This window comes from Rhizobium sp. CCGE531, from assembly GCF_003627795.1.
Classification (GTDB): domain Bacteria; phylum Pseudomonadota; class Alphaproteobacteria; order Rhizobiales; family Rhizobiaceae; genus Rhizobium.
The window spans coordinates 1,249,610-1,272,620 of the sequence record NZ_CP032684.1 but is presented as its reverse complement, the minus strand read 5'-3'; the positions used below and the strand labels follow the sequence as shown (position 1 = coordinate 1,272,620).

Below are 23,011 nucleotides of genomic sequence, written 5' to 3'. Positions count from 1 at the left end.
CGCCGGCTTGACGGCGACAAGCACGCTTTGGATGGTAGAGGGCAGTTTCCGATATCATAATTGATTGAAATTCGGACCACCGGTAAGGTTTCGTTAATATAACATTTGGCAAATGGAATGGGACCGTTTGTTTTGTGAGTAGCCGGATGAAGAGACCCGTCACGATCTGGACCGCTGTGGGCTTGGCGGTGGCCTGGGGCGCCGTTGCCTCGCAGCTTCCCGGCCAGCAGACATCTACACGCGCCAGCGCCGATCTCGCCATGGCGACGGATCCCATAAGCACGGCCGCGATCCCGCGCAGCGGCGCCATCGCGCCGGTGAGCGGAGACCTGAAGGCTGGCCTGGACGCGCTTTCCAACAAGAACCCGATGCAGGCGCTTGCCATCCGCAACAGCATGGACCAAGGCACGCTTGATCGCCATGTCCTCACCTGGGCGATCGCCACTTCGGGCCAGCCGGGCATTCCCTCGGGCGAGATTGCCACCGCCGCTCGCGAGCTTCTGGGATGGCCGGGGCTCGGCAGCTTGCGCGCCAATTCCGAGCGCGCGCTCTACAGCGAAAACCCGGCGACGGATCAAATCCTTGCTGCTTTCGGCAATACGCAGCCGGAGACCGTGGAAGGCGCCATCATTCTTTCCCGCGCGCTCATGGCTCGCGGTTCATCCGCTCAAGCCGGCAAGCTGATCCGCAAGATCTGGCGCGACGAGCCGCTCGACAAGTCTCTCGAGGACAAGATCCTCGCCGAGTTCCCAAGCCTGCTGTCGCCTGCCGATCACAAGGCGCGCATGGACTATCTGCTTTACCGCGACCGGACCGCGCAAGCCAAACGCTTCGGCGATCTCGGCAAGGCGCAATCGCTCTACAAGGCCTGGGCCGCCGTCAATGACCGCTTGCCGAAGGCCGACGCTCTGATAGCAGCCGTCGATGCGCAATGGCGCAAGGATCCCGCCTATCTCTTCATGCGGATCGAAACCTCGCGTCGCCAGGACAGATATGATGACGCGGCCAATCTTCTGGCGCAAATGCCGCGCGACGGCAGCGTGCTCGTCAGCCCCGGCCAATGGTGGAACGAGCAGCGCATCGTCAGCCGCGGCCTGGCGGATCAGGGTGAATTCAAGGCGGCCTACCGCGTTGTCGACGCCAGTGTCGCGGAAAGTCCGCAAGATATCGGCGAGGCCGAATTCCATGCCGGCTGGTACGCTCTGCGCGGCCTACAGGACGGTGCAAGCGCGGCAAGCCATTTCCGCAAGATCCTGCAGGTCTCGAACGGGCCGATCTCGCAATCGCGCGGCTGGTATTGGCTCGGCCGCGCGGCCGAGGCGGGCGGCCCGGGCAAATCAGCCGATTTCTATGCGAAGGCGGCCTCTTATCCGAGCACGTTTTACGGACAGCTCGCCGCCGAAAAGCTCGGCCGCCGCACGCTGAATGTCAGCTACCCCTCGCCCTCGGCTGCCGACCGCCAGCGCTTCCAGGAGCGCGAAGCGGTGCAGGCAGTCTCGCGGCTTGAGGCGGCGGGGCATGGCTGGCGTGGAGAAGCGCTCTATCGCGCCCTGGCAAAACAGCTGGAGAGCCCCGGCGAAATCGCCATGCTGGCCGCTCAAGCCGAGCGTTCCGGTAACCACCAGCTCTCGCTGCAGATCGGCAAGATTGCCTACGGGCGTGGCGTCGACGTGGCAGCGCTCGCCTTCCCGATCGGCGTCATTCCGGACAGTGCCAATATCTCCGGCTCCGGCAAGGCGCTCGCCTATGCCATTGCCCGCCAGGAAAGCGCCTTCAACCCGGCGGCGATTTCCTCCGCCAATGCACGCGGCCTTTTGCAACTGCTGCCGAAGACGGCGAAGGCCGTTGCCGGCCGGCACGGGATGGCCTACTCCGCCGACAAGCTGACACAGGATGCCGGCTACAACGCCACGCTCGGGGCTCATTACCTCGGCGAGCAGATCGATACGTTCGGCGGATCCTACATCCTCACCTTCATCGCCTACAATGCCGGGCCGAACAAGGTGCCGGAATGGATCAGCCGCTATGGCGACCCACGCGGCAAGTCGCTCGACGACGTGATCGACTGGATCGAGCGCATCCCCTTCCCCGAGACCCGGAACTACGTCCAGCGGGTCATGGAAAACTACCAGGTCTATAAGGCGCGGCTCGGACAAAAGGCCGACATCGTACAGGATCTGGTCAACGGCCGAGGTTAGCCCAGAACCGCAGTTGTGCGTGTTGGGGAAATGCCGTTACATCGCTCGTGATATCCGAAGCACGAGGACGATGCATGCGCAGCGACGATGAAAGCGGCTTCCTTGCCAGAACGATCACGGCCGGGGATGGCTTGAGGCTTCATGTGCGGGATTACGCCGGCAACGAAGCGGCAACACGAAACCGGACGCCTGTTTTCTGCCTGCCGGGACTGACGCGCAATTCGCGCGATTTTCATCAATCGGCGCTGCTTCTGTCGCAGGATTCCTCCGCTCCGCACCGGGTGATCACACTCGACGCTCGCGGACGCGGGCTATCCGAGCGGGATCCCGACAAGTCCCACTACAATCTCGTCGTCGAAGCGCAGGACGTCCTGACGGTTTGCGCCGCCCTCGATATTCAACAAGCCATCTTCGTCGGCACGTCGCGCGGCGGTCTGGTCCTGCATATGCTTGCGGCCAGCCGACCGGATGTCCTGAAAGCGGTCATCCTCAACGATATCGGTCCCGTCCTGGAGAAGATCGGGCTGGCGGATATTCGCGACTATCTCAACCGTGACAAGAGGCCTGCCAATTGGAGCGAGGCGATCGAGATCTTGCGAGAGAACCATGGCAGCGCCTTTACCGCGCTTGGCGAAGAGGACTGGCAGGACATGGCGCGAGCGATCTACGCTTCTGTCGACGGCAAACCCGCTGCCGATTACGACCCCGCTATCGCAGCCCAGATGCAGGCACTCGACCTGGAAACGCCGATTCCCGACCTGTGGACGCAATTCCAGGGATTTCAGGACATTCCGCTGATGGTGATTCGCGGCGAGAATTCGAAGCTCCTGACGCAATCCACGACCGATGAGATGGCAAGACGCCATCCAGGCACCGTCGTCAAGATCGCCAATGGACAAGGGCATGCGCCCATCCTGCATTTCGGCGATATCCCACTTGCGATCCGGGATTTCATCTCAGGACTTTGAGGACGAAACCTCGCGTGTTTCGGTCCCTGCTTGCAATAAAAAGGCCCGGTTGGAAAACCGGGCCCTTCCTCCTCCGATCAGAGGTCTGATCGGGAGATCTGCCAAATTCGATTCGGCGAACCGAATTAGAAGGTGCGCTGGAAGCGGAGGATACCAGCCCAGGTGTCCTTGTTGACGGCGTCGTAGTTGACGTAGGTCACTTCCGGCTCGATCAGCAGGTCCTTGACGGGGTTGAACTTGACGTTCGTCGTCGCAGCGAAAGTCTTCGCGTCGTCATAGGAAAGCTGCAGGTTCCACTTCAGCTTCTCGTTGATCGGAACGCCAACGCCGCCCCATACGGCCCAGTCGCCCCAGCCAAGCCCAGCACCGCCAGCACCGGCATACTTGTTGAGCTTGTCGCCATCGGTGTTCCAGCCGCCCATAACGAAAGCGGTGAGAATGCCGAAGTCGGCATCGACGCGAGCCTTGACGGCGCCTTCTTCAACGATGGAGTCGTAGCCACCGACGACGCGGAACTGCCAGGCGCCAGCCTTGTAGCCCGCACCGGCGACAACGTCCGGAGCATAGTGGCCGGAGCTGTCTTCGCCGTTTGCACCGGTTGCGCCCGTGCCGGAATTGGAATCTTCCAGCGAGACGACGGCGGTAAAGCCATTGCCGGCATCATAGCTGTAAGTGATCTGGTTCAGTTCGTCGGTACCATTGATACCGTACTCGATCACGTCGTCGTTGATGACGTCGCCGGCATAACCGAGGAAGGTCGAGTAAACCGAATCGTTCTTACCGACAAGGAAGCCACCGAGGCTGATATTGGCCCAGAGCAGCTTATTCGTCGTGGCGTTGCCGTCGTTCCAGTCGAAGCGATAGACCGTGCTGGTCTTCAACGGGCCGTATTCGGTATCCGTCGCGGTAGAAAGTCTGAGCTCGGCGCGGGTATGCCAATAGGTGCCGCGGCCAGCTGCGTCCTGGCCAGCCTTGTAAGCATTGTACCAGCCGCCTTCGGTACGGACCATGCCGCCGATCTTGAGGCAGGTTTCCGTGCCTGGAATGAAGAAGTAGCCAGCACCGTAAGCGTCGCAGATACGAACGTATTCGAGCGGCTCCGGCTCAGCAGCGACGATAGCGTCGGCCGCGTGAGCACCGGAAACTGCTGCCAGCGCAGCAGCGGAGCCGAGAAGAAGACTCTTGATGTTCATAGTAACTCCAGTTTCAATATCAATTAGGTATGAGAAATCACGCCGAAAAAATCGACGCGCCCTACCCCACCTAGTTTTAAAAGTTGACCCCTGATCTGGGAGAACCAAGACAGTAAGTCTTGCTTCCGATTTGGAACCTACAGATGGTTTTTTGCAGAGCAATATCAGAGATAAACTATCAGCAATTGTGACGGGCGTTTCAAAGGGTGCGTTGCACAAAAATCACGTCGCAAAACCGTCATATCGCAGACGCATCGCAGGCCGAATTCTACTTTGGATCAGCTTGGAAATTCGCCGAATTCAGAGGGGTGTATTTAGCGATGGCTGCGCGCCGGTAAAAGATATCACATCTTATCTTGCTAATACTTGTAAGCAAAGAAAAAGCCCGGCCATTGGCCGGGCTTTTTCTTCACCGTAGTGAAAATCGGATTGACCGAAGTCAGATCAGATTAGAAGCTGCGCTCGAAGCGGAGGATACCAGCCCACTGGTCCTGATTGATGGAGTCCCAGTTGGTGTAGGAGACTTCCGGCTCGATGAGCAGGTTCTTGACCGGGTTCCACTTGACGTTCGTGGTAGCGGCGAAGATCTTCGAGTCGGTGTAGGCGAGCTGGAGGTTCCACTTCAGCTTTTCGTTGATCGGAACGCCAACGCCGCCCCAAACTGCCCAGTCGCCCCAGCCGATGCCGGAGGCAGAGCCACCGCCGCCAGCGCCAGCATACTTGTTCAGCTTGTCGCCGTCCGTGTTGTAGCCGCCCATCAAGAAGGCCGAGAATACGCCGAAGTCGGCGTCAACGCGAGCCTTGATGGCGCCTTCTTCAACGATCGAGTCGTAACCGCCGACGACCTTGAAGCCCCATGCGCCGGCCTTGTAGCCAACACCTGCGACAACGTCGGGAGCGTAGTGGTTCGAGCTGTCTTCGCCGTTGGAGCCGGTAGCGCCAACGCCAGAGTTGCTGTCTTCGAGCGAGATCACAGCCGTGAAGCCGTTGCCGGCGTCGTAGTTGTAGGTGATCTGGTTCAGTTCGTACGGGCCGTCATAAACAACGTCGTCGTTGATGACGTCGCCGGCATAACCGGTGAACTGGTTGAACTGCGAGTCCGTCTTACCAACCGTGAAGCCGCCGAGGCTGATGTAAGCCCAGAGCAGGTTGGTCTTGGTGGCGTTGCCGTCGTTCCAATCCCAACGAATGATGGTTTCGGTCTTCAGCGGACCGTATTCGGTGTCGGTCGCGGTGTTGACGTTCAACTCGGCGCGGGTGTGCCAGAGCGTGCCCCGACGAGAGTCCGGGTCGTAGGCATCGTACCACTGACCTTCGGTACGAACCTTACCGCCGATCTTGAGGCAGGTTTCCGTGCCCGGGATGAAGAAGTAACCAGCGCCGAAAGCATCGCAGATGCGAACGTATTCAAGCGGCTCCGGCTCAGCAGCGACGATAGCGTCTGCTGCGTGAGCACCGGAAACTGCTACGAGCGCAGCAGCGGAGCCGAGAAGAAGGCTCTTGATGTTCATATTGACCTCCAGTCAAAGTTTATGTCGAGAATGAGAACTACCCGAAGGTATTCCCTGTCCCATCCTCGCGTTTCAAGAAGTGGACGATCAATCGCCCTCGCTTCCGAGAGTGAAAATACAAGACGTGCTCTGTCACGCAATCGACATCTTCTCCGAAAGGGGGATTTGCGTGAACCTTCCGCCAGTCCTGTTGCCGAAAGGACACAAGTCGGCAACACCGCTGCCACAAAGATTTAGACTTCGTTAAGAAATCCTTTAATCTACGGGTACTTAGGCGGCACACTATAAAAGAGACGCAGGATATGCGAACGGGCGGCAAAATGGCCAATCCGCGGCGATTTTAGGATCTCCATGACAGCAGGCTGATCACCTGCGTCATCTCAAGCGACGACTTCCGGTAGTGAAAGCGGACAAGTCCAGCTTGCAGCCGTCCCAAATCGACGCACGTGCTCAAACGATTCCCGCCGCCGATTCGCAGCCGGGAGCCACGGCATCTAAAATACTCCGGGGGCTCAGGCGCCTATTGGCTGCCGAATCGAGGAAAGCTCCGCACCCGGCGAGCGAAGCAGGCCCGCATAAGACGAGAACCGCAGACGGCGCCGCACCCAAGCCGCATAAACCGATAATTCCGTTTGCGGGACTGACAGCGACCAATTCCTGATATTTTGGAAAATGGCGGAGAAGATGGGATTCGAACCCACGATACCATCTCTGGTATACTCCCTTAGCAGGGGAGCGCCTTCGACCACTCGGCCACCTCTCCGGTGCGGCCCTGATAGGGCCATTCATTTATCGACGCAAGCGCTTTTTCGCCTTCAGCTGCGTTCTTTCAGAGATTCGGCAACAGCCGGTTGTCGGCCGGAACGTCGTCCGTCCGACTTGAAAACTCATATCATGCCAATAGCTGCTTCAAATCGGCGGCCGGGTCGGCAAGGATCGCCCTGGACGGATTGGCGCCGGCTTCCAGGAGCTTTTTGCCCGTCACATAAGCCTTTGCGTCGTTTATCGCATCGACGGCGATGAAGCGGCCCTGCTTGAAATACCATATAGAAGCCGCGCCCTCGCGAGCGCCGGGGCGCAGAAGCGTCTCGTCGTAACCCAGATTGAAACCGGCAATCTGCAGCTTCACGTCATATTGATCCGACCAGAACCACGGCTTCGGATCATAAGCCTTATCGCCGCCGGCGATGATTTCGGCCGCGGCCTCCGCCTGGTCGACTGCGTTCTGCACCGATTCGAGGCGGATTCGCCCACCCTCCCACGGCAGCTCGACGCAATCGCCCATGGCGAAGATATAGGGATCGGAGGTGCGGGCAAACGAATCGACCACGATGCCGTTGCCAACCTCAAGGCCAGCTTCCTTGGCGAGCCTGTCATTGGGCGCAACGCCGATGCCGACGACGACGAAATCGACATCGATCGTCGAGCCGTTGGAAAGTTCCGCGGCGGCAACATGCCCATTGCGGCCGACGAGCTGCTTCAATCCGGTCTTCTCGCGAATGACGACATCATGTTTCTGATGGATGGCCCTGAAAATATCGGCGGTTTCCTTGGCGGCGACACGCTGCAGGATCCTGTCGCCCATCTCGATGAGGGTCACTTCGAGGCCGCGATGGCGCGCGACCGCGGCCGCCTCAAGCCCGATATACCCCCCACCGATAATAAGCACCCGGCGTCCGGGGCGCATCTCCCCAGCAAGGAGATCGGCATCGCGCTTGTCACGGGCGAGATAGACGCCCTCCAGCGCACCGCCGACGGATGGCGGCAGGCGACGCGGCGTCGCGCCCGTCGCAAGCGCCAGCGTCTCGTAATCCAGTCTCGAGCCGTCCTGCATGACGATCTGCTTTGCGGCGCGATCGATCTGCTCCACCCAGGTCGACACGCGGATCTCGACATTGTTGTCGGCATACCAATGTTCGGGCCGGAACAGCAGGCGATCGAAGATCATCTCGCCGAGCAGGTACTTCTTGGTCAGTGGCGGTCGCTGATAGGGAAGGTTTTCCTCGGCGCCAACGATGGTGATCGGCCTCGAATCACCCAGCCCGCGCAATTTGGCCGCGAGCGCGAAACCTGCCTGCCCGGCCCCGACTATGACCAATCTGCCCGTCACGATCCGTACTCCATTGTTATTATGGCGATCCTCCGCGCAACGCGGGAGGACGCCTATGGGCTTCAGGGGTAACGCTTGCATCCGCAAGCGTCAATCATAGCTGACCCTGCGCCCCGGATCGGGAGAAAATTAGGCCGAATGCTCAGCTCTCGATTTCGACCCAGCGCCGTTCGTGGAAGGATTGCGCCATGGCATGCACCGATTTCTCGATGCGTAAGCCATCCTTGAAAGCCACGACCGACGCAGCCTCGCCGGAAATGGCGCGGATCAACTCGCGGCATTCGATGATCTTCAGATCGTTGAAGCCGAGTCCATGGCCGGGCGCGGGGATGAAACGGTCATAAGGCTTGTGGGCGGGTGCGGCCAGCACCTTGCGGAAGCCCTGCTCGCTGTCCCTGCCCTCGGCCTGGTAGAGCTCGAATTCGTTCATGCGCTCCTGATCGTACGAGATCGAGCCCTTGGAGCCGAAGATCTGCAGGACTATCCGCCCTTTGCGACCCCAGGCCGAGCGATTGGCCATCAGCACGGCGGAAATGCCGCCGCCAAGCCGCATCAGCACATTGGCGAGATCGTGGTTTTCGACGGCGCGGCGGCCGCCATCCTTCAACGGCCGTTCGGCATAGGGCTTCACCATATCGCTGATGACGGCCTCCACATGGCCGAACAGGAACCAGAGCAGCGAAAGCGGGTGCACGGCAAAATCATCGAGAGCGCCATAGCCGGAGGCAAGCTCGCTCTTCCAGTAGAAGAGGCCGTTCGGATCGGCCATGAAATCTTCGTCCATCTCGACGCGGACATGGTTGACCGCGCCGATCGCGCCTTCGGCGATCAGCGCCTTGATGTGCCGCATCACCGGGTTCTGGATATAATTGTAGCCGAGGATGGCGACCTTGCCGGAGTTCTCGGCTGCGGCCAGCATGCGCTCCGCATCGCCATAGGACGGCGCCATCGGCTTTTCGCACCAGACATGCTTGCCGGCTTCAAGCGCCGCGATCGCCATTTCCGGATGAAACTGGTTGGGCGTCGTGACGGAAACGACGTCGACATCCGGGTCCGCGATGAGCGCGCGCCAGTCGGCCGTTGCCTTTTCAAAGCCGAACTCATCGCCGCGCGCCCTTGCAAGATCGGCATTGGCTTCGGCCAAATGCACCAGGCGCGGCCGCGCAACATCGCCGAACACGGTTTTCACCGCATTCCATGCCAGCGCATGGCATTTGCCCATATAGCCGGTTCCGATCAGTCCAACGCCCAACGGCTTCATTTGCCTTTCCTCCTCAAACTGCTCCCGAAGTCGACGCGATTTTTGGAATATTTAGACCGTTTTGACAAGCGTGCTTATAAACTCGAAACTCCCGTCAGAGCAGAAATCCATATTTATATATTTAAAAGCAGACACTTAAAATATTTCGTGCCGAGCGAATCAAAATCCGGTATCGTTGCAAATATGGAACATTTATTTCATTGACGGTGTTGGGGGAGCATAAGGACGGCGCATGGACAACAATATCGAGACGCGGACGAGAGTTCCGCGCGACTTCGAAAGCCTGCGCAGCATTATCATAGAGCGCAAGAACGCCATGCCGAAGCGTCTCGCGCAGGTCGCTGCCTTCGCGCTCGGCAATCCCGACGAAATCGCCTTCGGCACGACGGCCAGCATTGCCGCGGCAGCCGAGGTGCAACCTTCCACGCTGGTGCGTCTTGCTCATCACCTCGGCTATGAGGGCTTCTCCGATCTGCAGAGCATCTTCCGCGAAAGGCTGCGCGATCGCACGCTAAGCTACGAAGAGCGGCTGGTGACGCTGGAGCGCTCCGGCATTCAGGACGAGGAGGCCGGCATTCTCTCCGGCTTCCTTTCCGCTGCGAGCCAATCGGTCAACAAGCTTGCCGCGACCATCGAGACGGAGACTTTTGTAAAGGCAGTGGATGTCCTTGCCGCGGCCGAGACGATCTATCTCATCGCCAAGCGCCGCTCCTATCCGCTGACGGCACATATGACCTACGCCTTTTCCAAGCTGAACATACGCCACCAGATCGTCGCCTCGCCCAACGGCATCGACGGCGAGATTGCCCGCTTCGCCACGGAGAAGGACGCAGCGATCGCCGCGAGCTTTTCGCCATACGCCGCCGACAGCCTGGCGCAGGCGCAGGATCTCGCCTCGCGCAATGTGCCGGTCATCGCCATCACCGATTCGGCCTTTTCCCCGCTCACCGCCTGCGCGACCCATTGGTTCGAAGTGGCCGAGGCCGATTTTGCCGGCTTCCGCTCGCTATCGGCATCGATGGCGCTGATCATGGCCTTTCCGGTCGCCATTGCCGAACGCCGGCGAAAAGGCACGATAAAAGTAGACAAAACGAAAATGGAATAAATATTCCGAATTGACAAAATCTCGGAACCAATGTTTCACTGCGACCAGGATCACGGCCATGGGAGATGGCCGCCCGATCCGTCGCAACCGGGACGAAACGAACACCGGCACTTTCAATAACGCATGATCTCGGCGCTGGCTGAAGAGCGAAAGAGGTCATGCCCCGACGGGAGGACATCATGGCACACGACAATCCTGGCGCGCAGCCGGAAGCAAAACTCGATGTGATCACCATCGGCCGGTCCTCCGTCGATCTCTATGGCCAGCAGATCGGCTCGCGCCTTGAGGATATCGCCTCCTTTGCCAAGTCTGTCGGCGGCTGCCCGGCCAATATCGCCATCGGCACTGCGCGGCTGGGTCTGAAATCCGGCCTCATTACCCGCGTCGGCGACGAACAGATGGGCCGCTTCATCCGCGAACAGGCGGCCCGCGAGGGTGTAGCCGTGGATGGCATCGCGACGGATAAGGAACGGCTGACGGCGCTGGTATTGCTGGCGGTCGAGGCCGAGGGCGTCTCGCCGATGATCTTCTATCGCTCCGACTGCGCCGACATGGCGCTCGACGAAGACGATATCGACGAAAACTTCATCAAGTCCTCCAAGGCGGTCCTGGTTTCCGGCACGCATTTTTCCAAGCCCAATACCGAAGCGGCGCAGCGCAAGGCGATCCGCATCGCCAAGGCTGCCGGCCGCAAGGTGATCTTCGATATCGACTATAGGCCGAACCTCTGGGGCCTCGCCGGTCATGCCGAGGGCTTCGAGCGCTATGTGAAATCGGATCGCGTGTCCTCGAAGATGAGGGAGACGCTGCCGGATTGCGATCTCATCATCGGCACGGAAGAGGAAATCATGATCGGCTCGGGCGTCGACAACGTGCTCGGCGCGCTCAAGGAAATCCGCCGCCTCTCTCCGGCGACCATCGTGCTCAAGCGCGGCGCCATGGGCTGCATCGTCTATGAAGGGCCGATCTCGGACGACCTCGAAGCCGGCATCGTCGGCGAGGGCTTTCCGATCGAGGTGTTCAATGTTCTCGGCGCGGGCGATGCCTTCATGTCCGGCTTCCTGCGCGGCTACCTGCGCGGCGAGCCGCTGAAGACCTGCGCCACCTGGGCGAATGCCTGCGGTGCCTTTGCCGTCTCCCGCCTGCTCTGCTCGCCGGAATACCCGACCTGGACCGAGCTCGATTTCTTCCTGAAGACGGGCAGCAAGCACCGGGCGCTGCGCAAGGATGAGGCGATCAACCATATTCATTGGGCGACGAACCGGCGCGGCAACATCCCGCTGCTGATGGCGCTCGCCATCGACCACCGCTCGCAGCTCGTCAGCGTCGCCGACGAACTGAGCGTCGGCCACGACAGGATTGTCGCCTTCAAGCGGCTGGCCGTCGAGGCGGCGGCGCGGGTGGCCGGTGGCCGGCCCGGTTATGGCATGCTGATCGACGAACGCTTCGGACGCGACGCGTTCTTCGATGCCGCAACGAAGAATTTCTCCTGGATCGGCCGCCCGGTCGAGCTACCGGGATCGAAGCCGCTGAAATTTGAATTCAGCCAGGATATCGGCTCGCAGCTCGTCGAATGGCCGCTCAATCACTGCATCAAATGCCTGTGCTTCTATCATCCCGACGATCCGAAAGAGTTGAAGGCGGAGCAGCAGGAAAAGTTGCGCACGCTGTTCGAAGCCGCGCGCAAGGTCGGCCGCGAGCTCCTGATCGAAATCATCGCCGGCAAGAACGGGCCGCTGACCGACGATACGATCCCGACGGCGATGGAAGAACTCTATGCGCTCGGCATCAAGCCGGACTGGTGGAAGCTGGAGCCGCAGGAATCGGCATCGGCCTGGAAAAAAATCGATGCCGTGATCGCCAAAAATGATCCATGGTGCCGTGGTATCGTGCTGCTCGGCCTGGAGGCGCCGGCGGAGGAGTTGATCCGAAGCTTCGAGGCGACGCTGGCCGCTCCCTCGGTCAAGGGTTTCGCCGTCGGGCGGACCATATTTTCCGATGCAGCTCGCGCATGGCTCTCGGGCGGCATGAACGACGAGGAAGCGATTGCCGACATGGCCGGCCGTTTCCAGCAATTGACGGATGCGTGGCTCAAGACCCGCGATCTGTAAAATTAGAGCATTTGGGAGGCGCCCGATGGGCAAGACGATCCGATTGACGATGGCACAGGCCGTCGCGCATTTCCTCAAGAAGCAGATGACCATCATCGATGGACAGAAGCAGCCGATCTTCGGTGGCGTCTGGGCGATCTTCGGTCACGGCAACGTCGCCGGCATCGGCGAGGCGCTCTATCAGGTGCGCGAGGAGCTGCCGACCTTCCGCGCCCACAACGAGCAGGGCATGGCCCATGCCGCCATCGCCTATGCCAAGGCAAGCTTCCGCCAGCGCTTCATGGCCTGCACGACCTCCATCGGCCCCGGCGCGCTGAATATGGTGACGGCCGCCGGCGTCGCGCATGTCAACCGCATTCCGGTCCTGTTCCTGCCCGGCGACATCTTCGCCAACCGCGCGCCCGATCCGGTGCTGCAGCAGATCGAGGATTTCGGTGACGGCACTGTCTCCGCCAACGATGCCTTCCGCCCGGTCTCCCGCTATTTCGACCGCATCACGCGTCCCGAGCAGATTATGACGGCGCTGAAGCGCGCCATGCAGGTCCTGACTGATCCGCTCGATTGCGGCCCGGTGACGCTTTCGCTCTGCCAGGACGTGCAGGCCGAGGCCTTCGACTATCCCGAGAGCTTTTTCGAGGAGCATGTCTGGACCCAGCGCCGCCCGCAACCGGATGCGGACGAGCTGGCCAACGCCATCGCGCTGATCCGCAAATCCGAAAAGCCCGTTATCCTCGCCGGTGGCGGCGTGCTCTATTCGCAGGCGACCAAGGAACTCACGGCTTTCGCCGAAGCGCATGGCGTTCCAGTCGTCGTAACGCAGGCCGGCAAATCGGCGATCAACGAAACGCATCCGCTGGCGCTCGGCTCGGTCGGGGTGACTGGCACGTCGGCCGCCAACGCCATTGCCGAGGATACCGACCTGGTGATTGCCATCGGCACCCGCTGCCAGGATTTCACCACTGGTTCCTGGGCGCTGTTCAAGAACGATAAGATGGCGATCATCGGCCTCAACATCGCTGCCTATGATGCACTGAAGCACGATAGTCACCCATTGGTGACGGATGTGCGCGAAGGTCTGAAGGCCCTCAGCGCCGGCCTTGCCGGCTGGAAGGCGCCGACAGCGCTTGCCGAACGGGCAACGCAGGAAAAGAAGATCTGGATGGAAGCCGCCGCCAAGGCGATGGCGACCACGAATGCCGCCCTGCCTTCCGACGCCCAGGTGATCGGCGCCGTCACGCGCACGCTCGGCGGAGAGAAAACCATTGTGCTTTGTGCCGCCGGCGGTCTACCGGGCGAGTTGCACAAGCTCTGGCCTGCGACAGCGCCCGGCAGCTACCACATGGAATACGGCTTCTCCTGCATGGGCTACGAGATTGCCGGCGGGCTCGGCGTCAAGATGGCGCGGCCGGAGAAGGATGTGGTCGTCATGGTCGGCGACGGCTCCTACATGATGCTGAATTCCGAACTGGCGACCTCGGTCATGCTCGGGTTGAAGATCACCGTCGTCCTGCTCGACAACCGGGGCTATGGCTGCATCAACCGCCTGCAGATGGCGACCGGCGGCGCGAACTTCAACAATCTGCTGAAGGACTCGCGTTTCGAAGTGATGCCGGAGATCGACTTCCGGGCGCATGCGGAAAGCATGGGCGCGATTGCCGTGAAGGTCTCCTCCATCGGCGAGCTGGAACAGGCGATCGAGGCATCCAGGAAGAACGACCGCAGCTCGGTCCTCGTCATCGATACCGATCCGCTGATCACCACGGACGAAGGCGGCCACTGGTGGGATGTCGCCGTTCCGGAGGTCAGCCCGCGCGCCGAGGTCAACAAGGCCCGCGCCGCCTATGAAAAGGCCCGCACCTCCCAGCGCATCGGCTGATCGATTTCCGTCCTATTTCTGGAGGAGCGTTTCAGCTCCTCCAACAGTGTTTTCAAGGAGACCATTGATGAAGGCCAAACTCGGCATGTCGCCCATCGCCTGGTGGAACGACGATCTTCCTGAGCTCAGCGACGACGTATCCCTCGAGGAATGCCTGCGGCAATCACGCGGTGCGGGTTTCACCGGCATGGAACAGGGCCGGCGCTTCCCCAGCAACCCAAATGAGATGCTGCCGATCCTGCGCGCTGCCGACGTGACGCTCTGCGGCGGCTGGTTCTCCGGCACGCTCGTCAACGAGGAGCTTGCCGCCAACAAGGACCGCATCGCGCCGATGATCGCGCTGTTCAAGGCCGTCAACGCGCCCTGCATCGTCTATGGCGAAGTCGGCCGCTCTATCCAGGGCGACCGCTCCAAGCCGCTCGCCACCAAGCCGCGCCTTTCGGATGACGAGATGAAGGCCTATGCCCGCCGCGTCACCGAGTTCGGCGAATGGTGCGCTGCGCAGAGCATGCCGCTCTCCTACCATCATCATATGGCGGCCGTTGTCGAGACCGAGCCGGAGCTCGATGCTTTCATGCGCAATTCCGGCGCAGGTATTCCGCTGCTGCTCGATGCTGGTCACTTGGCCTTTGCCGGCGGCGACGTGTTGCGCGCCATCGACAATCATCATGCCCGTATCAATCATGTCCACGTCAAGGATATCCGCAAGTCGGTCGTCGATGGGCTGGATCGCAGCCGGCAATCCTTCCTCGATGCGGTGGCGCTTGGCGCCTTCACGGTGCCGGGCGACGGTTCGCTCGATTTCGGGGCCATCGTCAAGCGTTTCGCCGATTACGGCTATGAAGGCTGGTTCGTGGTCGAAGCCGAGCAGGATCCACGCAACGCGCCGCCGCAGAAGATGGCCGAGATCGGCCATGCCGAATTGATGCGTGTCATGACGGCAGCGGGTTACACGGTTGAAACCGAAGGCTTTCCGAAGGGATAGCTAGAGATGAGCGCCCCTCTTCCGTCAAGGGATATTGAGGGGCGTTCTCCCAAGCAATAGAGGAAGAACCATGCCAAATCTCAAGGTCAAACCTGACGGCTCCCGTGGCCGCGTCACCCATGTCACGCCCGAAAGCGCCGGCTGGACCTATGTCGGCTTCGACCTCTACCGCCTGAAGCCGGGCGAAACCGCTTCGGCCGAGACCGGCGATCGCGAAGTCTGCCTCGTTTGGGTCAGCGGCAAGGGAAGCGCCAAGGCGGGTACGAAGGATTTCGGTTCGCTCGGCGGCCGTATGAGTCCCTTCGAGGGCGCGCCCCACGCGCTTTATATTCCCTCTGGATCGAGCTGGTCGGTAACAGCCGAGACCGAGCTGGAACTGGCCGTCTGCTCGGCACCGGGTGGCGGCTCCCATGAAGCACGCGCCATTCCGCCGGGTACGCATCCGGCGCTGACGCGCGGCAAGGGCAGCAATGTCCGCCACGTCAACAACATCATGCCGGAAGACGACGACGCTGCGCATTCGTTGCTGGTTGTCGAAGTGATCACGCCGGGGGGCAATACGTCCTCTTACCCGCCGCATAAGCACGATCAGGACAATCTCCCGAACGAAAGCTTCCTCGAGGAGACCTATTATCATCGCCTCAACCCGCCGCAGGGTTTCGGCTTCCAGCGCGTCTATACAGACGACCGGTCGCTGGATGAGGTCATGGTACTGGAGGACGGCGACGTGACGCTGGTGCCGAAAGGATACCATCCATGCGCCGCCTGCCACGGCTACGATCTCTACTATCTCAACGTCATGGCCGGCCCGAAGCGCATCTGGAAATTCCACAACGCCGTCGAGCACGAATGGCTGCTCAAGTCCTGAGGTAGTGTCGTGGTTCTCAACCACCCGCCCTCGTGGTTCGAGGCTCAGGCCCCTTCGCCAAGCTCAGGCGCCTACGCACCTCACCATGAGGGCTAATCTCCTGTGCAAGACAGCACACTGAGCTGGCTTCAAATGGCAAGTGCGCTCCATCCTCACCCTGAGGAGCGAAGCCTCGAAGGGCGAGGATGGAGCGCACTTCCCACCAAATGAGGCCGCGTCCGAAAGCGCGGCCTTTTCCATGTCATGTGGGCAGCAGGCCGTAGCGCCATTTCCTATCCCTGGCATTGCGCGACAGCACCAGCCAGGTGAGCAGGATCATTCCTGCCTCGGCAAAGATGGGTGTCATCCAGATCCCCCGTTCGCCAAAGACGAGCGGCAGCAGGAATGTCAACGGCAACGCGAACAGGTAGGACCGTGACAGGCCGAAGATCGCGCCGCGCCTGGCATCGCCGATCGATTGAAAGTAGGACGATAGGATGATCGCCTGACCGAAGAGGAAATAGGCGCCGATCGTCCATGGCAGGATGCGGCCGACTTCTTCGACGATTACCGGATCGGCGACGAAGATTGACCCTAAGTGTCCCGCCAGCATCTCGACGATCAGCTCGACGGCGGCACAATAGACCAGGGCCGAGACCATGGCGATGACAACGCTATGGGCCACACGGGCAGGAAGTGCCGCACCATGATTGTGGCCCGATATCGTCTGCAGAGCGATGCTGAGGCCGAGAAGCGGCAGATAGGCGAAGGTCATCACCCGGGTGACGATCCCATAAGCGCCGACGGTCGCGACATAATTCCCCTCGTGCCAGATCGACAGGTTGAAGAGGATGGCGGCCGAGCTCAGCGAAATACCGATGAAGCCAAGGCTCATCGGTGCGCCATAGGCAAAGATGCCCCGCCATTCGGACAGGTGCAGCTTCATGTCGAGCGAAAGCGCGCTGGGGCGACGCAGACGATAGGCGAGGATGATCGCCAGGCAGGTGAATTGCGCCAGGATCGAACCGCCGGCGGAGCCGACGACACCCCAATGGGCCACAGCCATCAGCAGCCAGTTTGCCAGGATGTTGAGCAGCGTCGAGGCGAGCATGACCAGCGTCATGAAGCCGAGCTTTCCCTCGCAGCGCAGGCCATCGATATGCAGCGACAGGAAAAAACTGACCGGCGCGAATGCGATCATGACGCCCATGAAGGCTTCGGCGCTCTGAGCGACATCGGTGTTTCCGGCCGCCGCCAGGGCAATGACCTGCCGGCCGACGAGCCAATAGACGAGGTTGACGGCAATGACGACGGCGATCGCCAGCGCATGGGCGCTAGTGAACACCGTTCGCGCGCCAGCGCGATCCCCTGCCCCGAGGCGGCGGGCGAGAATGTTCGCCATGCCGTTCGAAACCAGCGTCTGCAGCGCGACCAGCAGCATGAGCGCGGGAAAGATGAGGCTGACGGCGGACAGCGCGGCGGCCCCGACATAGACGCCGAGGAAATAAGCGTCGACGACGGCAAAGAGGCCGTTGACCGTGGTGATGACGATGATCGGCGCGGCAGTTTTGGCAAAGACGCCGGGCAGCCAGCCGGTGAGGAACATATTGGTTTCAGTACTGTGCGTCATGGGGAATCCGGACGGAATTAGTCGCTATCGGCGGAGATAGTAACCGGTCGATGAAAGATCGTTCAGATGTCGAGAACCAGATGCGGCAGGCCGTTCGACGTCTTGCGCGGCGAGATGCCATCCGAGTCGACCTGGGCATTGATGCGTTGGCGGAAGGCCGAGAAGCTCTCGAACTCCACCACATCCACCGGTTCGTCGAAATGGATCGATATCTTGTAGAGCCCGCCGGATTTCGCCGACATGGCCACCACCCTGCCCGTGAAGGGCTGGTTCAGGTAGCGCCCGCGAACGGCGGAGCCGACATCGAAGGGCGCATCAGGCCCGTCATTCGGCTTCGCCGCAAGCGCCGATAGCGTGTTCCAGTCGCGCAGCCCATGTTGCTTGGCGATCAGTTCCAGCGTCGTCGAGTGGCTCATGTCGTCGCCGCGCTCGGCCATGGCCTGACGCAAACGCCGGGCTTGAGCCTTCAATTCATCTATGGACGGATACGTCGTCATAGGATCAGCCTTTGCTAAGGCACGCAATTACGACCGTGAAACGGGGCTCGCATTACCGTCAGTCAGCATGCCCTATAATGGCTGTGACCAAAACTGCGAGGACTTCACCTTGGATTTTCATCCGCGAGCGGCAGGCGCCTCGAACCGTCAATCCGTATGATCGAAGCCAATCCCGCTGTCAAGATGCGCTCAAATCGGCACAAAAGACGAACCCGTTAAAATTCTATCTATGGAATTGACGCTTCCGCAAAATCTCCGTGCAAGGTTCGTAGTGTAACCGAGATGAATTCGGTCTGTTCTTCAACAGGGAATGACAATGCTTCGCGCAACCCATCTGGCGAAAGTCAAATCCGAAGTCTACGAACGCAGCTGGGAACGGTTCTACGTCCAGAGGCCGGCGCGTCTCGTGGCGGTCCGTCCCTGTCTGACAGGCATTTCCGTGCGCAGCGCCGAAATTAGCGATATCTCGCGCGGCGGCGCCAGCTTCACCGTCGCCACGACCGTCGGCCTGCCGAGCCATTACTACCTGAACATTCTCGGTCTCGCCTACCGCATCGCCTGCGCCGAGGTCAGCCGCAATGAAAACCGCGTCCACGTCCGCTTCATCAACCTGATCGAACCGGAAACACTGCGCCGTGTCGTACGCGCCGATTTCATGATCGGCAATGCCGAAGCAATGGCCGCACGCGGCAGAAGGCGATAGGTCCAAAGTCGATATTATGCAGGAGCGCCGCTGCCGGCGGTTCTCCATTCGCTGTGGCTACCGAGACTTTCCTTTAACCGAGGGGCGGCGAAATCGAGGAAGGCTCTGATTTTCAACGCCATAAGCCCTCGCGAAGGATAGACCAGACTGACCGGCCAAGGGTCTTGCTCAGCATCGTCAAGAACGGTTCTTAATACCCCTTCGGATATGTGCTTACTCACCTGATAGGAGAGCACGCGGGCAAGACCGAGCCCGCCGACCGCGGCGCCGATGGCTGCCTCGGCGGTGTCGACGACGAGCCGGGAATGGATTGGAACACTGGTTTCCGATCGTTCCTTCCAGAAGGACCATGATCGTATCGACATCAGATTTTCGAAGGTGACACAGTCATGCATACGGAGATCATCCGGAACTGCAGGTGTTCCCCGTTCCTGTAGATATGCTGGGCTTGCGCACACGACCCGCCTGACCTCTCCTACGCTGCGAAAGATCAAGCTGCTGTCAGGCAATTTACCGATTCGGACGGCCAGATCGACATGCTCCTCCGGCAGGTCGATCAGCCTATCCGACTGAATGAGCCGGACGTCAATCTCGGGGTGGGTCTTCAGAAATTCGGTGACGACAGGCAGTACGTGCAATCGACCGAAGACGACCGGCGCAGTGATTGTCAGATTGCCTTTCGGCGCCTGGAACTCACCCGCGGCCGTACGCTCCGCCTCGGCAATGTCATCCAGGATGCGTCTACAGGACGACACATAGGTCTGGCCTGTCTCGGTCAGGATGAGGCCGCGTCCGGCGCGCTGAAAGAGGCGCGTTCCGAGATGACTCTCAAGCTCCGACACCTTGCGGCTGACAGTCGCCAATGGCACGCCGAGAATACGTGATGCTGCGGAAAGACTTCCGGCGTCGACGACGGAGAGAAGGACGGACATGGCTTCCAGGCGATCAGGCATGACTTCCAAAAAATGAGAGGATTATTTCTGAACATAGCAGATATTCACATAAATCGGAAGGAAATACCTTTGCGTTACCAAGCTTGAAGCAAAAGAAGTCCAATGTCTCGCATCGCAGGCAGCGGGGCATTCGTTGAACCCATTCAGATCATAACGAACCGTCAGGAGCTGGCGATGTCCAGTGCAGATTTCGAGTTTTCGAGCGACGTCGCCTTCACTCCCGCCGTGAAGGCTATTCAGAGTCGCAAGGGTTCCAGGCGTGGTTATGCCAGAATGGAAATCGGAGGGTCATGGCAGACCGATATCACGGCTGAGATCGCCGCCTTCATCGAGAGCCGCACGGGCGCGTTTCTGGCGACAGCAAACGCGGCCGGACAACCGTATATCCAGCATCGCGGCGGTCCGGCCGGCTTTCTGAAGGTCCTGGATCGAAAGACCATTGGTTTTGCCGACTTCGCCGGAAATCGCCAATACATCACCCAGGGCAATCTCGTCGAAAATCCCAAGGCTCACTTGTTTCTGATGGATTATACTTATCGGCAGCGCGTCAAAATCTGGGGCGAGGCAAGAGTGATCGAGGGTGATGCTGAACTCGCCGAGCGCCTCTTTCCGGACGGGTATAATGCCCGGGTCGAACAGGTAATCCTGTTCACCGTAACGGCGTGGGACGCGAACTGCCCGCAGCACATACCGCAGCTTATTGATGCTGCCACCGTTCAAAACCTGCTGGCGGAGAAAGATCACAAGATCGCCGAACTGGAAAAGCGGATCGCGGCGATGTCTGCACCACGGGAATAGCGGCGGCTTTTGGGGGCGCTGGCAGCGTGTTCCAGACGCGACGTTTTCCGCGGTTGGCGCGTGCTTATGGACGGCAAATGTCGTCTCTAGCGGCGCGGTAGAATTTGCTCCCACGCACGTGGATTCCACAGCCTCCGCCCTTGCAACCACCCGCCAAGCGCCTATTCTGCCGCCCCTACAACTGAATTCGGGAAACAAAGCCAGCATGTCCGCCTTCTCGCGCTTCACGCCGCTGATCAGTGCCCTTCCCTCCACCGTTCCTTTCGTCGGCCCCGAAGCGCTGGAGCGTCAGCGCGGTCTGAGCGTCAATGCCCGCATCGGCGCCAATGAAAACGGCTTCGGGCCTGCGCCTTCCGTTCTATCAGCCATGCGCGAACGGGCCGGCGATATCTGGATGTACAATGATCCGGAAAATTTCGAGCTGAAACAGGCGCTTGCGGCACATCTTGGCGTTCAATCCGCCAATATCGCCGTCGGTGAAGGCATCGACAGTCTGCTTGGCCTGATCGCCCGCATGGTGATCGAACCGGGCACGCCTGTTGTCACTTCGCTCGGCGGCTACCCCACCTTCAATTTCCACGTTGCCGGTTTCGGCGGGCGTCTGGTCACCGTACCCTATGTCGATGACCGCGAGGATCTCGATGGGTTGCTGGAGGCGGTCAAGCGCGCGAACGCGCCGCTCGTCTATTTCGCCAATCCCGACAACCCGATGGGAAGCTGGTGGGAGGCCGACAGGATCGTCGCCTTTGCCCGCGCGCTACCGCAAAACTGCCTGCTGATCCTCGACGAGGCCTATAGCGAGACCGGGCCTGCCGGCTCGCTGCCTGATATCTCTGACCTCATCGACCAGCCGAATGTCTTGCGCACCCGCACCTTTTCCAAGGCCTACGGCCTGGCTGGAGCCCGCGTCGGCTATGCCATCGGCGCGCCCGACACGGTGCTGGCCTTCGACAAGATCCGCAACCATTTCGGGATGAACAGGCTTGCGACCGTAGCGGCCCTCGCCGCGCTGAATGATCAGGCCTATCTCGCCGAGGTGGTCGGTAAAATCCAGGCCGCGCGCGAAGAGATCGGCGTGATCGCCCGCGACAACGGACTGCTGCCGCTCGCCTCCGCCACCAACTTCGTCGCCATCGATTGCGGCCGCGACGACACCTATGCCCGCGCGATCGTCGACGGGCTGATCCAGCATGGCGTCTTCATCCGCATGCCTGGCGTGGCGCCGCTCAACCGCTGCATCCGCGTCAGCGTCGGACCCAGCCAAGATCTGGACCTGCTGGCCGAAGCGCTGCCGAAGGTGCTGAAGGCGATCGGCTGAGGCGTGGAGCGTTTCGCGGAATCGCTCTACGTCGATATTCTCACGCAATTCCGGACGGAAAACCGCTGCGCACTTTTCCTGGAATTGCTCTAAAACGACGAAACCGCGCCTGCCTTGTCCCGGCCGGTCGCGGTTTTCATCATTTCGGCTGGCATCTCCATCGACCGCCGACATCCCCTCCTTCGAGATCAGCCAGTAAGTCGTATTGTTTTCGGCATGCCTCAGTGCGTGGTCATCCACTCGCGGGCGGCGCGAAGCGCTGCAGCGAGCTGCATCTTGGTCAAGGTCGCGGCGACGTCGGCGCGAAGCTCGGCGGCGCGCTCGCTGCCACGGATGGCGGCGATATTCAACCATTTGTGGGCGGCAACGAGGTCTGCGGCGCAGCCCCTGCCGGTCGCGTAGTTCACGCCCAATTCGCAAAGGGCATCGGCGCCGTTACCACCCATCATGGCATTTCCAGACATCGTCGTTTCGAAGCGTGCCATCGGTTTTATCCCTGTTTTACTTCTGTTCGTATCTGCCCTGTTTTCCGTCGGAACCTTGCCGTCGTTCGCGGCTTTCCGGTTCTTCCGGCCGGCGGGTTTGCCCCGCTCGTTTGATGGCTTCACTATCGCAGACGGCCTTCAAAAAACGCCTAAAATGCATGCTTAATTCGATGCAAACAAAGTACAAATGCTTGGTAAACTTGGGATTTTGTTAAACATCGCTTCCCTTGCAAATTAAGGATTTTCGGGCGGACTTTACGTTTTGTTAGGATTTGGATTTAAACCCTTCCTTCACCACAAAATCAGCGCACTTCAATCCGATGGCTTGTTTTGATGAGGCGTGGGTGGCCGGCGGGACAGGAGATTGCGTAATAAAAACCATATTTACCTTTACGTTCGCGTTAGATAATCTCGCCACGTTCCCGGCTATGGAGCCGGATGGCGCCTTGGGGGAGGAATAAT

The 23,011-nt window shown here is 60.3% G+C and carries 18 protein-coding genes and 1 tRNA gene; 10 read left to right on the top strand and 9 right to left on the bottom strand.

Annotation, left to right across the window (positions count from 1 at the left end; all coding sequences use genetic code 11):
• Positions 1–146 precede the first annotated feature (146 nt).
• Complete coding sequence (locus CCGE531_RS06255) at positions 147–2,198, top strand: lytic transglycosylase domain-containing protein (RefSeq protein ID WP_120663414.1); 2,052 nt, start codon at positions 147–149, stop codon at positions 2,196–2,198.
• Positions 2,199–2,272: 74 nt separating this feature from the next.
• Positions 2,273–3,166 carry an alpha/beta hydrolase gene (locus CCGE531_RS06250; RefSeq protein WP_120663413.1) on the top strand — a complete coding sequence of 298 codons (894 nt, stop codon included), beginning with the start codon at positions 2,273–2,275 and terminating at the stop codon, positions 3,164–3,166.
• 125 nt (positions 3,167–3,291) lie between these two features.
• Here CCGE531_RS06250 and CCGE531_RS06245 read toward each other — a convergent pair whose 3' ends face one another.
• From CCGE531_RS06245 to CCGE531_RS06225, 5 genes are all read right to left on the bottom strand, one after another.
• Positions 3,292–4,359 carry a porin gene (locus CCGE531_RS06245; protein WP_120663412.1) on the bottom strand — a complete coding sequence of 356 codons (1,068 nt, stop codon included), beginning with the start codon at positions 4,357–4,359 and terminating at the stop codon, positions 3,292–3,294.
• A 449-nt stretch (positions 4,360–4,808) separates the two neighbouring features.
• Positions 4,809–5,870, bottom strand: a complete 1,062-nt coding sequence (locus CCGE531_RS06240; RefSeq protein ID WP_120663411.1) for a porin — start codon at positions 5,868–5,870, stop codon at positions 4,809–4,811.
• Between the two features lie 673 nt (positions 5,871–6,543).
• Positions 6,544–6,633: transfer RNA gene (locus CCGE531_RS06235), tRNA-Ser, on the bottom strand.
• A 129-nt stretch (positions 6,634–6,762) separates the two neighbouring features.
• A complete protein-coding gene (locus CCGE531_RS06230) occupies positions 6,763–7,980 on the bottom strand; it encodes an FAD-dependent oxidoreductase (protein WP_120663410.1) in 1,218 nt (405 codons plus the stop codon).
• 142 nt (positions 7,981–8,122) lie between these two features.
• Positions 8,123–9,241, bottom strand: a complete 1,119-nt coding sequence (locus CCGE531_RS06225; RefSeq protein ID WP_120663409.1) for a Gfo/Idh/MocA family oxidoreductase — start codon at positions 9,239–9,241, stop codon at positions 8,123–8,125.
• A gap of 232 nt (positions 9,242–9,473) precedes the next feature.
• On the opposite strand from CCGE531_RS06225, the gene CCGE531_RS06220 reads away from it, so the two are divergent.
• From CCGE531_RS06220 to iolB, 5 genes are all read left to right on the top strand, one after another.
• Complete coding sequence (locus CCGE531_RS06220) at positions 9,474–10,346, top strand: MurR/RpiR family transcriptional regulator (protein ID WP_120663408.1); 873 nt, start codon at positions 9,474–9,476, stop codon at positions 10,344–10,346.
• Between the two features lie 179 nt (positions 10,347–10,525).
• Positions 10,526–12,457 carry a 5-dehydro-2-deoxygluconokinase gene (gene iolC, locus CCGE531_RS06215; RefSeq protein WP_120663407.1) on the top strand — a complete coding sequence of 644 codons (1,932 nt, stop codon included), beginning with the start codon at positions 10,526–10,528 and terminating at the stop codon, positions 12,455–12,457.
• Between the two features lie 25 nt (positions 12,458–12,482).
• The gene (gene iolD, locus CCGE531_RS06210) at positions 12,483–14,333 is read left to right on the top strand and encodes a 3D-(3,5/4)-trihydroxycyclohexane-1,2-dione acylhydrolase (decyclizing) (protein WP_120663406.1); all 1,851 of its coding nucleotides are present in this window, start codon (positions 12,483–12,485) and stop codon (positions 14,331–14,333) included.
• A gap of 67 nt (positions 14,334–14,400) precedes the next feature.
• Positions 14,401–15,318 (top strand): myo-inosose-2 dehydratase, encoded by a 918-nt coding sequence (gene iolE, locus CCGE531_RS06205; RefSeq protein WP_120663405.1) that lies wholly within the window; start codon positions 14,401–14,403, stop codon positions 15,316–15,318.
• 70 nt (positions 15,319–15,388) lie between these two features.
• Positions 15,389–16,186, top strand: coding sequence for a 5-deoxy-glucuronate isomerase (iolB, locus tag CCGE531_RS06200; RefSeq protein ID WP_120663404.1), 798 nt, complete (start codon positions 15,389–15,391; stop codon positions 16,184–16,186).
• Between the two features lie 241 nt (positions 16,187–16,427).
• On the opposite strand, the gene CCGE531_RS06195 is transcribed toward iolB, so the two are convergent.
• Both CCGE531_RS06195 and CCGE531_RS06190 read right to left on the bottom strand, forming a co-directional pair.
• Positions 16,428–17,795 carry an MATE family efflux transporter gene (locus CCGE531_RS06195; protein WP_120663403.1) on the bottom strand — a complete coding sequence of 456 codons (1,368 nt, stop codon included), beginning with the start codon at positions 17,793–17,795 and terminating at the stop codon, positions 16,428–16,430.
• 62 nt (positions 17,796–17,857) lie between these two features.
• On the bottom strand, positions 17,858–18,292 hold the full coding sequence (locus CCGE531_RS06190; protein ID WP_120663402.1) for a glyoxalase superfamily protein: 435 nt from the start codon (positions 18,290–18,292) through the stop codon (positions 17,858–17,860).
• A 310-nt stretch (positions 18,293–18,602) separates the two neighbouring features.
• Here CCGE531_RS06190 and CCGE531_RS06185 point away from each other — a divergent pair, with 310 nt between their 5' ends.
• On the top strand, positions 18,603–18,995 hold the full coding sequence (locus CCGE531_RS06185; protein ID WP_162943853.1) for a PilZ domain-containing protein: 393 nt from the start codon (positions 18,603–18,605) through the stop codon (positions 18,993–18,995).
• Positions 18,996–19,009: 14 nt separating this feature from the next.
• Here CCGE531_RS06185 and CCGE531_RS06180 read toward each other — a convergent pair whose 3' ends face one another.
• Positions 19,010–19,948: a LysR family transcriptional regulator gene (locus CCGE531_RS06180; RefSeq protein WP_205586472.1), complete on the bottom strand. Its 939-nt coding sequence runs from the start codon at positions 19,946–19,948 to the stop codon at positions 19,010–19,012.
• Between the two features lie 174 nt (positions 19,949–20,122).
• On the opposite strand from CCGE531_RS06180, the gene CCGE531_RS06175 reads away from it, so the two are divergent.
• Positions 20,123–20,746, top strand: coding sequence for a pyridoxamine 5'-phosphate oxidase family protein (locus tag CCGE531_RS06175; RefSeq protein WP_120666549.1), 624 nt, complete (start codon positions 20,123–20,125; stop codon positions 20,744–20,746).
• Between the two features lie 205 nt (positions 20,747–20,951).
• Positions 20,952–22,064 carry a pyridoxal phosphate-dependent aminotransferase gene (locus tag CCGE531_RS06170; protein ID WP_120663400.1) on the top strand — a complete coding sequence of 371 codons (1,113 nt, stop codon included), beginning with the start codon at positions 20,952–20,954 and terminating at the stop codon, positions 22,062–22,064.
• A 221-nt stretch (positions 22,065–22,285) separates the two neighbouring features.
• Here CCGE531_RS06170 and CCGE531_RS06165 read toward each other — a convergent pair whose 3' ends face one another.
• Positions 22,286–22,549: a sel1 repeat family protein gene (locus CCGE531_RS06165; RefSeq protein ID WP_120663399.1), complete on the bottom strand. Its 264-nt coding sequence runs from the start codon at positions 22,547–22,549 to the stop codon at positions 22,286–22,288.
• Positions 22,550–23,011 lie beyond the last annotated feature (462 nt).

Excerpts from the sequence above, each read along its gene's own strand:
- CCGE531_RS06255 (WP_120663414.1), top strand. The coding sequence starts at position 147 with ATGAAGAGACCCGTCACGATCTGGACCGCTGTGGGCTTGGCGGTGGCC.
- CCGE531_RS06250 (WP_120663413.1), top strand. The coding sequence starts at position 2,273 with ATGCGCAGCGACGATGAAAGCGGCTTCCTTGCCAGAACGATCACGGCC.
- CCGE531_RS06245 (WP_120663412.1), bottom strand. The coding sequence starts at position 4,359 with ATGAACATCAAGAGTCTTCTTCTCGGCTCCGCTGCTGCGCTGGCAGCA.
- CCGE531_RS06240 (WP_120663411.1), bottom strand. The coding sequence starts at position 5,870 with ATGAACATCAAGAGCCTTCTTCTCGGCTCCGCTGCTGCGCTCGTAGCA.
- CCGE531_RS06225 (WP_120663409.1), bottom strand. The coding sequence starts at position 9,241 with ATGAAGCCGTTGGGCGTTGGACTGATCGGAACCGGCTATATGGGCAAA.
- CCGE531_RS06220 (WP_120663408.1), top strand. The coding sequence starts at position 9,474 with ATGGACAACAATATCGAGACGCGGACGAGAGTTCCGCGCGACTTCGAA.
- iolC (WP_120663407.1), top strand. The coding sequence starts at position 10,526 with ATGGCACACGACAATCCTGGCGCGCAGCCGGAAGCAAAACTCGATGTG.
- iolD (WP_120663406.1), top strand. The coding sequence starts at position 12,483 with ATGGGCAAGACGATCCGATTGACGATGGCACAGGCCGTCGCGCATTTC.
- iolE (WP_120663405.1), top strand. The coding sequence starts at position 14,401 with ATGAAGGCCAAACTCGGCATGTCGCCCATCGCCTGGTGGAACGACGAT.
- iolB (WP_120663404.1), top strand. The coding sequence starts at position 15,389 with ATGCCAAATCTCAAGGTCAAACCTGACGGCTCCCGTGGCCGCGTCACC.
- CCGE531_RS06195 (WP_120663403.1), bottom strand. The coding sequence starts at position 17,795 with ATGACGCACAGTACTGAAACCAATATGTTCCTCACCGGCTGGCTGCCC.
- CCGE531_RS06190 (WP_120663402.1), bottom strand. The coding sequence starts at position 18,292 with ATGACGACGTATCCGTCCATAGATGAATTGAAGGCTCAAGCCCGGCGT.
- CCGE531_RS06185 (WP_162943853.1), top strand. The coding sequence starts at position 18,603 with ATGACAATGCTTCGCGCAACCCATCTGGCGAAAGTCAAATCCGAAGTC.
- CCGE531_RS06180 (WP_205586472.1), bottom strand. The coding sequence starts at position 19,948 with ATGCCTGATCGCCTGGAAGCCATGTCCGTCCTTCTCTCCGTCGTCGAC.
- CCGE531_RS06175 (WP_120666549.1), top strand. The coding sequence starts at position 20,123 with ATGTCCAGTGCAGATTTCGAGTTTTCGAGCGACGTCGCCTTCACTCCC.
- CCGE531_RS06170 (WP_120663400.1), top strand. The coding sequence starts at position 20,952 with ATGTCCGCCTTCTCGCGCTTCACGCCGCTGATCAGTGCCCTTCCCTCC.
- CCGE531_RS06165 (WP_120663399.1), bottom strand. The coding sequence starts at position 22,549 with ATGGCACGCTTCGAAACGACGATGTCTGGAAATGCCATGATGGGTGGT.